Origin of the sequence: Aeromonas sp. HMWF017 (assembly GCF_003061465.1) — a bacterium.
Taxonomy (GTDB): domain Bacteria; phylum Pseudomonadota; class Gammaproteobacteria; order Enterobacterales; family Aeromonadaceae; genus Aeromonas; species Aeromonas veronii.
The window spans coordinates 16947-31593 of sequence record NZ_QAJD01000050.1; the positions used below are offsets into that span (position 1 = coordinate 16947).

12 protein-coding genes and 1 pseudogene are annotated in these 14647 nt (G+C 57.5%); 7 read left to right on the top strand and 6 right to left on the bottom strand.

Going from position 1 to position 14647, the window contains the following annotated elements:
• Both DBR30_RS21605 and DBR30_RS04355 read right to left on the bottom strand, forming a co-directional pair.
• Positions 1 to 425, bottom strand: a pseudogene (locus tag DBR30_RS21605) (DODA-type extradiol aromatic ring-opening family dioxygenase); the annotation flags it as partial.
• A gap of 167 nt (positions 426 to 592) precedes the next feature.
• On the bottom strand, positions 593 to 835 hold the full coding sequence (locus DBR30_RS04355; RefSeq protein WP_058057771.1) for a hypothetical protein: 243 nt from the start codon (positions 833 to 835) through the stop codon (positions 593 to 595).
• 308 nt (positions 836 to 1143) lie between these two features.
• Between DBR30_RS04355 and pykF the strand changes: the two genes are divergently transcribed.
• The 5 genes from pykF to DBR30_RS04375 all read left to right on the top strand — a co-directional run bounded on the left by pykF (position 1144) and on the right by DBR30_RS04375 (position 8295).
• Positions 1144 to 2556 carry a pyruvate kinase PykF gene (gene pykF, locus DBR30_RS04360; protein WP_031227651.1) on the top strand — a complete coding sequence of 471 codons (1413 nt, stop codon included), beginning with the start codon at positions 1144 to 1146 and terminating at the stop codon, positions 2554 to 2556.
• A gap of 150 nt (positions 2557 to 2706) precedes the next feature.
• Entirely contained in the window at positions 2707 to 6036 is a 3330-nt protein-coding gene (gene mscK, locus DBR30_RS04365; RefSeq protein ID WP_108541522.1) for a mechanosensitive channel MscK, read from the top strand.
• Between the two features lie 408 nt (positions 6037 to 6444).
• Positions 6445 to 6849: a hypothetical protein gene (locus DBR30_RS04370; RefSeq protein WP_108541020.1), complete on the top strand. Its 405-nt coding sequence runs from the start codon at positions 6445 to 6447 to the stop codon at positions 6847 to 6849.
• Between the two features lie 54 nt (positions 6850 to 6903).
• The gene (locus DBR30_RS21155; RefSeq protein ID WP_181363481.1) at positions 6904 to 7041 is read left to right on the top strand and encodes a hypothetical protein; all 138 of its coding nucleotides are present in this window, start codon (positions 6904 to 6906) and stop codon (positions 7039 to 7041) included.
• Positions 7042 to 7362: 321 nt separating this feature from the next.
• Positions 7363 to 8295, top strand: a complete 933-nt coding sequence (locus DBR30_RS04375; RefSeq protein ID WP_108541019.1) for a GGDEF domain-containing protein — start codon at positions 7363 to 7365, stop codon at positions 8293 to 8295.
• Positions 8296 to 8386: 91 nt separating this feature from the next.
• Here the strand turns inward: DBR30_RS04375 and crr are convergent, their stop codons facing one another.
• The 4 genes from crr to cysK form a co-directional block, all read right to left on the bottom strand.
• Complete coding sequence (crr, locus tag DBR30_RS04380) at positions 8387 to 8896, bottom strand: PTS glucose transporter subunit IIA (RefSeq protein ID WP_005338264.1); 510 nt, start codon at positions 8894 to 8896, stop codon at positions 8387 to 8389.
• Between the two features lie 42 nt (positions 8897 to 8938).
• The gene (ptsI, locus tag DBR30_RS04385) at positions 8939 to 10666 is read right to left on the bottom strand and encodes a phosphoenolpyruvate-protein phosphotransferase PtsI (protein WP_108541018.1); all 1728 of its coding nucleotides are present in this window, start codon (positions 10664 to 10666) and stop codon (positions 8939 to 8941) included.
• 46 nt (positions 10667 to 10712) lie between these two features.
• Positions 10713 to 10970 carry an HPr family phosphocarrier protein gene (locus tag DBR30_RS04390; protein ID WP_005338266.1) on the bottom strand — a complete coding sequence of 86 codons (258 nt, stop codon included), beginning with the start codon at positions 10968 to 10970 and terminating at the stop codon, positions 10713 to 10715.
• Between the two features lie 440 nt (positions 10971 to 11410).
• The gene (cysK, locus tag DBR30_RS04395; RefSeq protein ID WP_108541017.1) at positions 11411 to 12379 is read right to left on the bottom strand and encodes a cysteine synthase A; all 969 of its coding nucleotides are present in this window, start codon (positions 12377 to 12379) and stop codon (positions 11411 to 11413) included.
• Positions 12380 to 12538: 159 nt separating this feature from the next.
• Here cysK and DBR30_RS04400 point away from each other — a divergent pair, with 159 nt between their 5' ends.
• Positions 12539 to 13381: an AAA family ATPase gene (locus DBR30_RS04400; RefSeq protein ID WP_108541016.1), complete on the top strand. Its 843-nt coding sequence runs from the start codon at positions 12539 to 12541 to the stop codon at positions 13379 to 13381.
• Between the two features lie 3 nt (positions 13382 to 13384).
• On the top strand, positions 13385 to 14548 hold the full coding sequence (locus DBR30_RS04405) for a vWA domain-containing protein (protein WP_108541015.1): 1164 nt from the start codon (positions 13385 to 13387) through the stop codon (positions 14546 to 14548).
• Positions 14549 to 14647 lie beyond the last annotated feature (99 nt).

Here is a 14647-nt window from a genome sequence, read left to right on the forward strand (position 1 = left end):
AGTTGCCACAACTGGGCCGGGGTGAAACTCGCGGGAATGGAGATCTGCACCAGCGGGATCTCGCTGTTTGGGTCGATCAGGGAGAGCGGCGACCAGACCCCGTGATCCAGCTCGCGCCGCACCGGGGTGGCGGTCAGTCCGGCCAGTGCCAGCTGGTCGCTCACCCCTTGTTGCAGCCACTCGGGGCTGCTGGCAGGCCAGCGAATCCGGTAGAGTGGCTCGGGAAAGCCGTAAAAGTCGTACATCAAGGCCGGTTTGGGCTCGACGTTGATCTGCAGCTCACGGCTGAACCAGTGGGCGGAGATGACCACCAGCCCCTTGAGCTCACCCAGACGCAGGGTTCGCAGAAAGCGGGTGGCGGGTTGCTCACGCAGCACCAGATCCGGTGCGCCGTGAGAGATAAACCAGACGGGGGCGAGGGACATAAAGCAGACTCCAACAAAGTATCAGGGGGCGATACCGGAGGGGATATCGCTGTTGGAATCGATTATCCTCCCACCATTAAAGGTGAACAATCCAGCAAGATAGATAAGAACTATCAACCAATGGTTGATAATTTCACGCCTTCACGACCGGTAAACAGCAATAGATATCAAGGCTGAGGAGCATCCGGCAGCGGTCGGGCTACACGAAGCGCCATCCGGGTCGCTGCACTGTGATCCTGCCACTCTCGCCACGCCAATCCCTCGGCGGCCGCCTCCCCTTTCACTGGATGGGAGAAGATCGCCAGCAGACTGGCATTATCAGGCCAGTAGCGGGCTGGCAGTGTCTGAACCAGCAGCAGGGCGGCGCCCAGCAAGAGCAGAGCCCATCCGGTTTCATGGCTGTTTTTCATCCCGACCTCCTTCACCCTTGCGCCAATGAACTAACATTTTTGCGCAAGCCGGTGACAAGACGGTGACAGCGGACGGGTGGTCATTTTACAACATCTGAACCTCAACCCGGCCAAACAACCACAGATGGCAACATTTGTATCCCTTCAGCCCGAACCTGTGGCTGTATGCTCTAAAATGTGACTCACAGGAAAACGTTATCCCTGAAAAGAAAACGTTATCTGGTCAAAACGTTGTTTCTGGATCATAAAAAGATTCCAAAAACTGGTGTATATTGCTCGGCGGAAATTCCTTAACCATGAAGATTGACATGAAAAAGACCAAAATTGTCTGCACCATCGGTCCGAAGACCGAATCCAAAGAAATGCTGGCCAAAATGCTGGACGCCGGCATGAACGTCATGCGCCTGAACTTCTCCCACGGTGACTACGCCGAGCACGGCAGCCGCATCAGCAACCTGCGCGCTGTAATGGCCGAGACCGGCAAGCACGCAGCTATCCTGCTGGACACCAAGGGTCCGGAAATCCGTACCATGAAGCTGGAAGGCGGCAACGACGTCGCGCTGGTCGCTGGCCAGACTTTCACCTTCACCACCGACCAGACCGTGGTTGGCAACAAAGACAAAGTGGCCGTGACCTATGCAGGTTTCGCCAACGATCTGCGCGTCGGCAACCGCATCCTGGTTGATGACGGCCTGATCGGTCTGGACGTTATCGAAATCACCGAGCGCGAAGTTATCTGTAAAGTGCTGAACAACGGTGACCTGGGCGAGAACAAAGGCGTTAACCTGCCGGGCGTCTCCATCAAGCTGCCGGCCCTGGCCGAGAAAGACAAGCGCGACCTGATCTTCGGTTGCGAGCAAGGCGTTGATTTCGTTGCTGCTTCTTTCATCCGTAAGAAAGAAGACGTTCTGGAAATCCGTGAGCACCTGAAAGCCCACGGTGGCGAGAACATCCAGATCATCTCCAAGATCGAAAACCAGGAAGGTCTGGACAACTTCGACGAGATCCTGGCTGTTTCCGACGGCATCATGGTTGCTCGTGGCGACATGGGTGTAGAGATCCCGGTTGAAGAAGTTATCTTCGCCCAGAAGATGATCATCGCCAAGTGCAACAAAGCCCGCAAAGTGGTTATCACTGCCACCCAGATGCTGGACTCCATGATCAAGAACCCGCGTCCGACCCGCGCCGAAGCTGGTGACGTGGCCAACGCCATCCTGGACGGTACCGACGCAGTGATGCTGTCCGGTGAATCCGCCAAGGGTAAGTACCCGCTGGAAGCAGTGACCATCATGGCCACCATCTGCGAGCGTACCGATGCCGTGATGCCGTCCAACCTGTCTGCTGCCAACGACAGCAACAAGCTGCGCATCACCGAAGCCGTATGTAAAGGCGCCGTAGAGACCTCCGAGAAGCTGGACGCCCCGCTGATCGTGGTCGCTACCGAAGGCGGCAAGTCTGCCAAGGCCATTCGCAAGTACTTCCCGAAAGCCTGGATCCTGGCTATCACCACCAACAAGAAAACTGCTGCCCAGCTGGTTCTGACCAAGGGTGTGGTTGCTCACGTGGTTGACAGCATCGCCTCTACCGACGATTTCTATCGCATCGGTAAAGAAGCCGCGCTGGAAATCGGCATGGGTCTGAAAGGTGACGTGGTTGTGATGGTCTCCGGTGCTCTGGTACCGAGCGGCACCACCAACACCGCTTCTGTTCACGTTCTTTAATCAGAGCTGAACAACGTGAAAACGGCGCCTGTAGGCGCCGTTTTTTTTATCCCTCCCCCCTGCTTACCTGACAAGCCCGGTGTTAGAATCCACGCGAATTTAATCTATGCGGGAAATCTCCCGAATATCGCGTAATAACCCGGAAGTTATATGCCCTCAATACGTTTTAAAAGAGTCTCGGCCACCCTGTTGCCGCTGCTCTGTCTCCTCGCCAGCCTCTGCGTCCCGCAAGCCATGGCGCAAGATGTCCCCTCTCGCAACGCAGTTCAGCGAGCGCTGGATGGTCTGGGTAAATCAGAGACCCTGACCGTCAGTCAGCAAGCAGATCAGAAGTTGCTGACCGAAACCCTCGGCCTGCTCGACAACATCGACAAGGAGGAGGCGAAGGCCAAGACCCAGGCCCAGCGGATCCGCAACCTGCCCACCGAACTCAGAGAGATCAGCGCCAAGCTCGATGCCCTGACCACGGGCAAAAGTGCCGAGCAGATCAAGAGCGAATACGCCAGCATGAGTCTGGCAGAACTCGACAGCCGTCAGCCGGAAGTGCTGGCCAACATGCAGGCGGCCCAGGAGGCCCTCGGCGCCATCGGCAGCCAGCTCACCAGCTTGCAGACACTGCCGGAGCGAGCCCAGGCCAGCATGAGCCGTGCCTACCAGCGCAGTCAGGAGATCCGCAGCCGCCTCAACGCCGGTGAAAGCGTCTCCAGCGCCGAGAAGATGAAGCTCGGTGCCGAACTGGCCCTGCTCGACCTGCAACTGGCCCATCTGCAAAAGGAGCTGGATAACCGTACCAGCATGCAGGATCTGGCGATCAAGCAGCGCGACTACCAGAGTGCCCGTCTCGCCAGCGAAGAGCAGAAACTGCAGCTGTTGCAGGATCAGAGCAGCGCCAAGCGCCTCGGCGACACCGAAAAAACCGCCGAGCAGACCGGTGAACTGGTGGCGACCGAAGACAGCCCGCTGGTGCAAAAAGAGCAGGAGCTCAATCACCAGCTCAGCCAGCAGCTGATCGGTGCCACCACCAGCCTCAACTCGCTGGTACAGAAAAACCTGCAAGCCAAGAGCTGGCTGGAGCGCGGCATCCAGACCGAGCGCAACCTCAATGAACAGGTGCAGATGCTCAAGGGCAATCTGCTGCTGTCGCGCATCCTCTATCAGCTCTATCAGCAGCTGGAAGCGGCACCCACCATCGCCGTCAAAAACCTGGAAGAGCAGATCGCCGATCTGCATCTGGCCCAGTTTGAACTGAGCCAGCAGCGTGACCAGCTGTTCCAGAAGAACCTCTATCTGGACAATCTGATCGCCGGCAGCAAGGAGCCGGTGAGCGAGGAGGACAAGGAGAGCCTTGCCAAGCTGCTCGATACCCGTATCAATCTGCTCGATCAGCTCAACCGCCAACTCGACAGCCAGCTCACCAATGCCATCAGCCTGCAGCTGACCCAGCAGCAGCTGGCGCGGGTCTATGCCTCTATCGAATTTACCCTGCAGCAACATATCTTCTGGGTAAGCAGCAACAAGCCCATCGACAGCAAGTGGTTTATCAGCTGGCCCGCCCAGGCCTATAAACAGGCCTCCGACTGGGTATTGAAACCGGACTGGAAACGCTGGCGCGAAGAGCTGCTGGGGATCTCCCTGCTCGCCTTCCCGCTGCTGCTGATCGGCGGCCTGCTGGTCTGGAAACGTCCGGCGCTGGTTGAGCGCGAGAAGAAGATCACCAAGGACCTTGGCCGTTTCCGTCAGGACAGCCAGTGGCACACCCCGCGCGCCCTGCTCTATACCGTGCTGCAACGCCTGCCGGGCAGCATGTTCATTCTGGCTGGCGGTCTGCTGCTCACCTACTGCGGTCTGCTCAGTCCCAAGCTGATGTTCCAGATCACCCTGAACCTCGCCCTCGGTTATCTGGTGTTCAGCGTCTATCTGGCGGTGATGCGCCTGGGCGGTATCGCCGAGACCCACTTCCGGATCTCGAAAACGGAGCTGCAGGCCAAGCGCAACAGCATGCGCTACATCTGGTTGCCACTGCTACCGCTCATCATGCTCGCGACCAAGGCGGTGGTTGAACCCTCCACCCTGGGCAACGACGTGATCGGTCAGGCCATGACCCTGACCCTGCTGGGGCTGGCCGCCTATCTGGTGTTTCCCATCTCCCGCGCCCGCATCAAGGGCGAGGCGAGCATGCAGAAGTCGCTGATCGCCATTGCCCTGGCGCTGGCGCCGGTGGCGCTGATCGTGCTGGCGGTGCTCGGTTACTACTACACCGCGCTGAAGCTAACCGGTCGCCTGATCGAATCCTTCTACCTCATCATCATCTGGAGCCTGGTCTACCGCACCGCCCTGCGTGGTCTGGAGCTGGCGGCCCGTCGTCTGGCCTACCGCCGTGCGGTGGCCAAGCGTGAGCACAAATCTTCGGAAGATGCGGAAGGTGGCGAGTCTATCGAAGAGCAGCCCATGGATCTGGAGGATGTCAGCCAGCAGTCCCTGCGTCTGACCCGTACCGTGCTGATGCTGATCTTCGGCGTCGCCTTCTACTGGCTCTGGTCCGATCTGGTGGCGGTCTTCTCCTACCTCGACAGCATGGTGCTGTGGCACCGCAGTGAAGGCACCGGCGCCAACGCCGTGCTCTTCCCCATCAGCCTGAGTGACGTGCTGATCGGCTTCCTGCTGCTCGGCGGTGCATGGTCACTGGCGCGCAACCTGCCGGGCTTGCTGGAGGTGCTGGTGCTCTCCAAGCTCAATCTGGCTCAGGGGACCGCCTACGCCATCACCACCATGCTCAACTACGTGCTGATCGGCTTTGGCTCCCTCACCGCTCTCTCCATGATGGGCGTACAGTGGGACAAGCTGCAGTGGGTAGCGGGTGGTCTGTCAGTCGGTATCGGTTTCGGCATGAAGGAGATCCTCTCCAACTTCGTCTCCGGCATCATCATCCTGTTCGAGCGTCCGGTGCGGATCGGTGACACAGTTACCATCGGCTCCTTCTCCGGTACCGTCTCGCGGATCCGCATTCGCGCCACCACCCTGACCGACTTCGACCGCAAAGAGGTGATCATCCCCAACCAGCAGCTGATGACCGAGCGTCTGATCAACTGGTCGCTGAGTGACACCGTGACCCGGGTGATCGTGCGGGTAGGCGTGGCCTACGGTTCCGATCTGGAGCTGACCCGCACCCTGCTGAAACAGGCGGCCGACGAAAACAGCCGCGTGCTGAAAGATCCTGCCCCCATCGTCTACTTCCTCACCTTTGGCGCCAGCACTCTGGATCACGAGCTGCGCTTCTTCGTGAGCGAACTGGGTGATCGCAACCCGGCGGTAGACGAGTTGAACCGCAAGATCGACCAGCTGTTCCGCGAGAACGGCATCGAGATCGCCTTCAACCAGATGGATGTCTACATCAAGAACATGCAAGGCGAAGAGCAGAAGGTGGAGTCCAACTCCGCCGCCCTGCCGCCGCCCGCGGAAGATGGCAAGCAGCCAGCCTGATAGCGAACTGCACGGTTCTGATGACAACAGCCGCTCACCCAGGTGAGCGGCTTTTTTATGCCCTGTTTATGAAGATAGAGACGGCTATCCACCGCCAGCATGGCTGGCCGCCGCACAACAGGCAGCCACCACTCTTGATAAAATATAAAGAGAAATAAAAGTATAAAAACAAACACTTGCCCCACACCACTACTTACCGCATGGATGAAACCTGCGCCCTTCTCCCCTCACCGCGCCCCCCATACCGCGCTCGCTCCGGCTCCCGGACTTTTATAACTTTTTTTAATTTTATTTGAGTGTCCTCTTCATCCTGACCATTGCAAAGTGGCGCCATTCCAGCGCCGGGCCCAGTGACCACCGCCCGGCTGACACCGACTTGCTCATTTGATAATTGAAAGGATCCGAGAGATGAAACATTCCTTGATGGTAATGGGGTTGGCCGCCTGCCTGGCATTGAGCGGCTGCCAGAATATGGATACCAAGAAAGTCCTGATAGGTGCAGCTGCGCTGGGTGCCATCGGCGCCGCTGGCTATTACGCCGGGAAAAAACACAGCGATAACAAACACGAGCATGATGGCCAGCATGACGATAGCAATGACCAGCATATGGCCACCAGCAAGATGCCCCGTTACTGCTCGGGGCAAGCAGCCAGCAAATTCCATGTCTCCCCGCGCGATATCACCACCGAGTCGGCAGAAGAGAGTGGCCACAGATATAAGGTCTATGGCCAGTACGAGACCGATGATGATGCGGTCGACTTTACCTGCACCTTCAATCACTACGGTCGCTTCCTCTCGGTCGTTCGCAGCTGATTGACCATCGGGTACAGCCAATTCACCACAGGCATCCCATACAGGACACTCACGATGAAACAGCAAGCCAGCCTGATTGCTCTGGCCCAGACACGGATACCGGATGACATGCCGGCGTTCTGCCACGCCTTTGCCATCAAACCGGAAGATACGCTTTATCTGCCACCTTCCGAGCGCGTGAAGATTTGGTGACCACCAGCCCGAAAAGCTCCAGCAGATGGATCTCCTCCACCTGAGCTGAAGATGACCGACACAGGAAGTGTCTGTTTTACCCTGTCTAGTTTTTCCAGACCCGCATGTGCCTGACCATGTGGGCTTTTTTGATCTTATTGCCCCTCCCCCCTGCCCAACCAGCTTTCACTCGGCACTGTCGCAGCAAGCAACACCGACTCTTTTTCGCGTTTGCCATTGGCTGAAAATCCAGCGATGGAACCGCTATAAATCGGTTTACCGCCACACAGGTCTGACCTATGGTAAAGCATGCAAAAGATGCATCGTGGAGCCGCTTTTCCTATGAATGACCGAGAACTGCAACAGATCCTGTTTCGCTCCTTCGATGTGATCCCGCTGCCTATTCTGGTGTCAGAATCCATTGCCCGTCACGATGACTGCTCACCCGACATTATCCCGCAGCGGCGCCACCGCTTCCTGAATAAAGCCTTTATTGAGCAACTGGGCTACAACCTTGACGATCTGCCGGACATGGCCTCATGGTTTCAGGTCGCCTACCCGGATGAAGGGTATCGCCGCACCATCATCGACTCCTGGCACTCCCAAGTGGAACAGAGCTTGTCGCAAGGGCTGGAGGTAGCCGAGATGCCAGCGCTGATCCGCTGCAAGAGCGGTCAGTCGCGCTGGTTTATCGTCACTGCCCAGCTGGGAGCCGATGCCATCCCGGATGGCCATATCGTCACCTTTCGCGATATCCACGACCTGCAGTGCATGGTGGAGGAGGTGAGCCGCCTATCCTGCACCGATCCGCTCACCGAACTGACCAACCGGCGTGGCGCCCAGCAACAGTTGCAGGCCCTTTGGTTGCAAGGTGAGCCCCTCTCGGTGGTGCTGGGAGATATCGACCATTTCAAACAGGTCAATGACCGCTACGGCCACCCTGCGGGTGATGCCGCGCTCTGCGCCGTCGCCCACGCCATGGCGAGCCTGCTGTTGCCGGGAGAGAGTCTGGCCCGTTGGGGTGGAGAGGAGTTCCTGCTGATCCTGCCTGGTTGCGATATTGAACAGGCGGCACGGCGCGCCGAACAGCTGCGCCAGCATGTCAGTACCACCCGCTTGCCATGGCAGGGGGATCAGCTATCCCTCACCATCAGTCTGGGGTGTGCCAGCATGAAGGGGCAGGAGGGCATCGACTATCTGCTGATGATGGCCGACCGGGCCCTTTATCAGGCCAAGGATCAGGGCCGTAACCGGGTTGTCATCTCGACGGAATAGAGTGGAAAGGAAAGCCGACTCGCGGCCATAAAAAAACCGAAGCACAAGGCTTCGGTTTTTTACTGCGCAACTGGCGTGAGCCAGCCGGGCATTACTTCTTGATACGGATAACCGGGGTCTCGCCTACAGTCACGGCACCAGTCATTTTGATCAGCTCTTTGATCTCGTCCATGTTGGAGATGACAACCGGAGTCAGGGTAGACTTGGCTTTCGCTTCCAGAACGGCCAGATCGAACTCGATGATGGTGTCGCCGCGCTTGACCTGTTGACCTTCCTGAGCGATACGCTTGAAGCCTTCGCCTTTCAGTTCAACGGTATCGATACCGAAGTGAACGAACAGCTCGATACCTGAGTCGGATTCCAGAGAGAACGCGTGGTTGGTCTCGAAAATCTTGCCGATGGTACCATCGCACGGCGCAACCATCTTGTTGCCAGCCGGCTTGATGGCGATACCGTCACCAACGATCTTCTCGGCGAAGACAACGTCAGGCACATCTTCGATCGGCACGATTTCGCCAGACAGCGGAGCAAAGATTTCGATGCCGCCGGTGTCAGAGCTATCGTCGGAAACCAGTTTCTTCAGTTTATCAAACAGACCCATATAAAGCTCCTAGAGATGATTTGTCGCTGTTTGCAGCCGATCTTAGCAGACTGCCTTCTGCTTAATAAAGTTATCTACGCATGCTTCGATTTCAGCGGCGGTGGCAAAGCTCAGTGCTTGGTCAGCCATTGCCTTCACATCTTCGAAGTTGGTGTTGCGGATAAGCTTCTTGATACGCGGTACAGAGATGGCGCTCATGGAGAACTCATCCAGACCCATACCCAGCAGCAGCAGGGTAGCGCGCTCGTCACCAGCCAGTTCACCACACATACCGGTCCACTTGCCTTCGGCGTGGGACGCATCGATAACCATCTTGATCAGGGCCAGGACGGAGGGTGACAGCGGGTTGTACATCGCGGAGATCATCTCGTTACCACGATCGACAGCCAGAGTGTACTGGGTCAGGTCGTTGGTACCGATACTGAAGAAATCCACTTCCTTGGCCAGATGATGAGCCATCACGGCAGCGGCCGGGGTCTCGATCATGATACCCACTTCGATGGATTCATCAAAGGCTTTGCCTTCGGCACGCAGTTCGGCTTTCAGCGTCTCTACGGTAGCTTTCAGGCTACGGAACTCTTCGACAGAGATGATCATCGGGAACATGATACGCAGCTTGCCGAAGGCAGAGGCGCGCAGAATGGCCCGCAGCTGAGCATGCATGATGTCTTCACGGTCGAAGAAAATACGCACGGCACGCCAGCCCAGGAAGGGGTTCATCTCTTTCGGAAAATTCATGTACGGCAGCTCTTTGTCGCCGCCAATGTCCATGGTACGCACGATGATCGGCTGATCCGGCATCGCTTCGGCCACTTCTTTGTAGGCTTTGAACTGCTCTTCTTCGGTCGGCAGCGCGTCACGGTCCATGAACAGGAACTCGGTACGGTACAGACCCACGCCTTCGGCGCCATTGCGGATGGCACCTTCGGTATCCTTGACGGTACCGATGTTGGCGCACACTTCGACCTGGTGACCATCCAGCGTGATGGCAGGCAGATCTTTCAGCTTGGCCAGCTCATCTTTCTCGGCCTGGAACTGAGCCTGGAACTTCTTGGCTTCGGTCAGCTGTTCAGCGGTCGGATTGATGATGATCTGGTTGTTGATCGCATCCAGCACCAGCATGTCACCGTTCTTGACGCGCTCGGTGATGTCGTTGGTGCCTACTACGGCCGGCAGCTCCAGGGAGCGGGCCATGATGGAGGTGTGAGAGGTACGGCCACCGATGTCGGTGACGAAACCCAGCACATATTTCAGGTTGATCTGAGCGGTTTCAGACGGGGTCAGGTCTTTGGCGACCAGGATCACCTCTTCGTCGATGGTGCTCAGGTTGACAACGGCGATGCCCAGTACGTTCTTGACTAGACGGGTACCGATGTCACGGAAGTCGGTAGCGCGTTCGCGCAGATAAGGGTCATCCAGCTCGGCCATCATCTTGGCGTACTGTTCGATCACCTCATAGATGGCTTTGTCAGCGGAAGCCTTGTTGTCTTTGATGAAGGATCTGATATCCCCTTCCAGCTCCTCATCTTCGAGCAGCATGATGTGGCCTTCGAAGATGGCCTCTTTTTCCTCACCGAAGGTACGACCGGCCATCTCTTTGATGGCTTCCAGCTGGGTAGCTGACTTGGTACGAGCTTCGAGGAAACGGTTGATCTCGGCATCAATCTGGTCAGCAGAGATTTTGCCCTGATTGATAACGATTTCATCTTCTTTCAGAAGAAGCGCCTTACCGAATGCGATACCGGGGGACGCAAGAATGCCAGATATCATAATCCTTCCTATTAAAACGACTGTGGGGGAGGAATCTAAAGCTGGATTACTCCAGCTCGTCCATCAGGGCAACCAGCTTCTCAACAGCTTGCTGAGCATCCGGGCCATCAGCCTGGATAGTTACGTTGGTACCCTTGGTCAGGCCCAGGGTCTGCAGCTTGAACAGGCTCTTGGCGCTGGCGGACTTGCCACCGGAGACCACAGTGATCTCGCTTTGGAATTCTTTGGCTTCTTTCACGAACTGAGCTGCCGGACGGGTGTGCAGGCCGTTTTCAGCAGTAATAACAACAGACTTCTCGTACATGGTTTCACCCCATATTATTGATATTTTTTAGTGGATTGGTCGTTTTTGAAGCAACCTGACCCACCGTGTCAGTATGGATATGTTGTAAAGTAACGAAAGCAGACCCGCAATGGTTTAATCCAGGTCAAGTTTCTGTGCAGTAATCGGCGCGCTGGTTGGCAATTTTCAGTTATTGGGCTACAAGCCGCATCAGGACTGGCCTGAAATTATTTTATAACGAAAAATAACACTTTGTTACTTTGTGATACCCAGCCAGCAAACACCGCGTGACGCCGCACAGGATATGAGATTTAGAGCGGAATGTCTGCTTTTTTTCTCACTCCGGAACTTGTTATTTTACCCCAAAAAATAAGGATCAAGTGACACTAACAGGGGTTGAGTCTAGCCCATAAAGAAGCGGCGCTCCTGGGAGCGCCGCTGTTTTGAAAGATTCCGATCAGTTACTGCTGCAGTTCCTGCTCGCTGAACACCCCGGCAAACAGGGCGCTGGAGAGGTAACGCTCCGCCGCGCTCGGCAGGATGACCACAATGGTTTTACCCGCAAATTCCGGCAGATCGGCCAGACGGCTGGCAGCCGCCACCGCAGCACCGGAGCTGATACCGGCCAGGATCCCCTCCTCCTCCATCAGACGGCGGGCCATTTCGATGGCTTCGTCACTGGTCACCTTCTCCACCCGATCGATGAGGGAGAGGTCGAGGTTGCCCGGGATAAAGCCGGCGCCGATCCCCTGGATCTTGTGGGGGCCCGGTTTGATCTCTTCCCCAGCCAGCTTCTGGCTGATGACCGGCGACTCGGCCGGTTCGACCGCCACAGAGACCACCTTCTTGCCTTTAGTCTGCTTCAGATAGCGGGAGACACCGGTAATGGTGCCACCGGTACCGACCCCGGCCACGAACACATCCACCTCACCGTCAGTGGCATCCCAAATCTCGGGGCCGGTGGTCTTTTCGTGGATCTCCGGGTTGGCCGGGTTTTCAAACTGTTGCAGCAACACATACTTGCCCGGCTCGGACTCGAGGATCTCGTTGGCCTTGGCAATGGCCCCTTTCATGCCGAGCGGCCCTTCGGTCAGCACCAGATTGGCACCGAGTGCCTTGAGCAGCTTGCGGCGCTCCAGACTCATGGTGGCTGGCATGGTCAGGGTGATGGGATAGCCGCGAGCTGCCGCGACAAAGGCCAGAGCAATACCCGTGTTGCCGCTGGTGGGCTCGATGATCTCCTTACCCTTGGTCAGGATGCCGCGCTTCTCGGCATCCCAGATCAGGTTGGCACCGATCCGGCACTTGACGCTGAAGCTGGGGTTACGGCTCTCGATCTTGGCCAGCACGCGGCCTTTGGTAACACGGTTGAGACGAACCAGCGGGGTGTGACCGATAGTCTGGCTGTTGTCCTCAAAAATTTTGCTCATGGTGCTATCCCTGTGTTTGTTACGACGATGAAACAAGATTACCCTGTGGTTTCTGAATGAGAAGTGACTATTCGTTATAACCATATGGTATTACAACATATAGAGCTTATTCTCTCTGGCCCCTGACTCCGGGCGCCAATCGTCAAAGGAACCGACGTTATGGGATTTTCAGGAAGCAGCCAGTATCTCGCCTCCGATGCATTGAAGATGGCGGTCAATGCCGCCATCACCCTCGAAAAACCGCTGCTGATCAAAGGGGAACCGGGCACCGGCAAGACGGTACTGGCAGAAGCGGTCGCCGACCATCTTGGCACCGATCTCATTGCCTGGCATATCAAGTCCACCACCAAGGCCCAACAGGGACTCTACGAATATGATGCGGTAGCCCGGCTGCGGGACTCCCAGCTCGGCGACCCCAGAGTGGCCGATATCAGCCACTACATTCGCCAGGGCAAGCTGTGGCAGGCTTTCAGCGCCGAGCAACGGCCAGTGCTGCTGATCGACGAGATCGACAAGGCCGACATCGAATTCCCCAACGATCTGCTGCTGGAGCTGGATCGGATGGAGTTCGACGTCTACGAGACCGGCGAACGAGTCAAGGCGCGCCAGCGGCCTGTGGTCATCATTACCTCCAACAACGAAAAAGAGCTGCCGGACGCCTTCCTGCGCCGCTGTTTCTTCCACTACATCCGCTTCCCCGACAAGGCCGAGATGCAGGCCATCGTCAAACTCCACTACCCCGACCTCAAGGAGAGCCTGCTCGGTGAAGCGATGGACCTCTTCTTCGAGCTGCGCGAGGTAGAGGGGCTGCGCAAGAAGCCCTCCACCTCGGAGCTGCTGGACTGGGTCCGCTTGCTCTTGGCCGACGATATCGCCCCCGAGGCGATGCGCGCCCGCGAGCCCGGCAAACTGGTGCCCGCGCTATATGGCGCCCTGCTCAAGACCGAGCAGGATTTGCATCTCTTCGAGAAACTCGCCTTTCTGGCCCGGCGCGGCAGCTAATTTATGCTGATCGACTTTTTTACCCATCTGCGCCGCCACAAGCTCCCCTGCAGCCTGCGTGAGCTGCTGGACTTGCACGCCGCACTGGCTGCCCGGTTGGTCGCTGTCGATATGGACGAGTTCTACCAGCTCTCCCGCTGCCTGCTGGTAAAAGACGAGGCCCACTACGATCGCTTCGATCGCGCCTTCGCCGAATACTATGAGGGGCTGGAAGCCATTCCCCTGCTGCCGGAGAGCCTGCCCGAGGAGTGGCTGCGCAAGGAGTTCGAACGGCTGTTGAGCCCAGAGGAGAAGGCGCTGCTCAAATCCCTCGGCGGACTCGACAAGCTGCTGGAGACCCTCAACCAGCGATTAAGCAAGCAGAAAGAGCGCCACGCCGGTGGCAACAAGTGGGTGGGAACCGGTGGCAGCAGCCCGTTTGGCCATGGCGGTTTTCACCCAGAGGGGGTGCGCATGGGTGGAGAGGGGCAGCACGGCAAGGCGGCCAAGGTATGGGAGGCCCGTCACTATCGCAACTTCAGCGATGACTCACCGCTTGGCCAGCGCGCCATCCAGCTGGCGCTGCGCAAACTCAGGCGTTGGGTGCGCAGAGGCAATCCCGACGAGCTGGATCTCGACGACACCATAAAAAGTTCTGCCCGCCAAGGCTGGCTCGATGTGAAGCTGCGACCCGAGCGCCACAACGGGGTGAAGCTGTTGGTTTTCTTCGATGTGGGAGGCTCCATGGATGCCCACGTGGCCGAGGTGCAGCGCCTCTTCTCCGCCCTGCGCCACGAGTTCAAGCATCTGGAGTACTTCTATTTTCACAACTGCCTCTACGACTTCGTCTGGAAGGATAACAAACGCCGCTTTGAGGAGCGGTTCGATACCCTGCGGCTGCTGCGCACCTATGGCTGCGACTACCGGGTGATCCTGGTGGGGGATGCCACCATGGGCCCCTACGAGATCACTTGGCCGGGCGGCAGCGTCGAGCAGTGGAACGAGGAGTCGGGTCAGGTGTGGCTCACACGCTTGCAGCAACACTTTCCCAAACTGGTGTGGATCAACCCCACCCCGCGGCGGGAGTGGCTCTGGCATCCCTCCATCAAGCTGATGAATGACGTGGTTGGCGGACGGATGCATCCGCTGACCCTGGCGGGTCTCGCTGCGGCGATCGACCAGCTGTAACCCTCTCTACCCTATAAACCGACAAGCCGGGAACGCACCCGGCGAGGAGCAAAGATGACCTCTATCGTGATCAGTGGCTCAGGCCTCTATACCCCACCC

Coding starts and splice junctions, on each gene's coding strand:
- DBR30_RS04375 (WP_108541019.1), top strand. CDS start 7,363: ATGAATGACCGAGAACTGCAACAGATCCTGTTTCGCTCCTTCGATGTG.
- DBR30_RS21155 (WP_181363481.1), top strand. CDS start 6,904: ATGAAACAGCAAGCCAGCCTGATTGCTCTGGCCCAGACACGGATACCG.
- pykF (WP_031227651.1), top strand. CDS start 1,144: ATGAAAAAGACCAAAATTGTCTGCACCATCGGTCCGAAGACCGAATCC.
- ptsI (WP_108541018.1), bottom strand. CDS start 10,666: ATGATATCTGGCATTCTTGCGTCCCCCGGTATCGCATTCGGTAAGGCG.
- DBR30_RS04390 (WP_005338266.1), bottom strand. CDS start 10,970: ATGTACGAGAAGTCTGTTGTTATTACTGCTGAAAACGGCCTGCACACC.
- DBR30_RS04370 (WP_108541020.1), top strand. CDS start 6,445: ATGAAACATTCCTTGATGGTAATGGGGTTGGCCGCCTGCCTGGCATTG.
- crr (WP_005338264.1), bottom strand. CDS start 8,896: ATGGGTCTGTTTGATAAACTGAAGAAACTGGTTTCCGACGATAGCTCT.
- DBR30_RS04355 (WP_058057771.1), bottom strand. CDS start 835: ATGAAAAACAGCCATGAAACCGGATGGGCTCTGCTCTTGCTGGGCGCC.
- DBR30_RS04405 (WP_108541015.1), top strand. CDS start 13,385: ATGCTGATCGACTTTTTTACCCATCTGCGCCGCCACAAGCTCCCCTGC.
- mscK (WP_108541522.1), top strand. CDS start 2,707: ATGCCCTCAATACGTTTTAAAAGAGTCTCGGCCACCCTGTTGCCGCTG.
- cysK (WP_108541017.1), bottom strand. CDS start 12,379: ATGAGCAAAATTTTTGAGGACAACAGCCAGACTATCGGTCACACCCCG.
- DBR30_RS04400 (WP_108541016.1), top strand. CDS start 12,539: ATGGGATTTTCAGGAAGCAGCCAGTATCTCGCCTCCGATGCATTGAAG.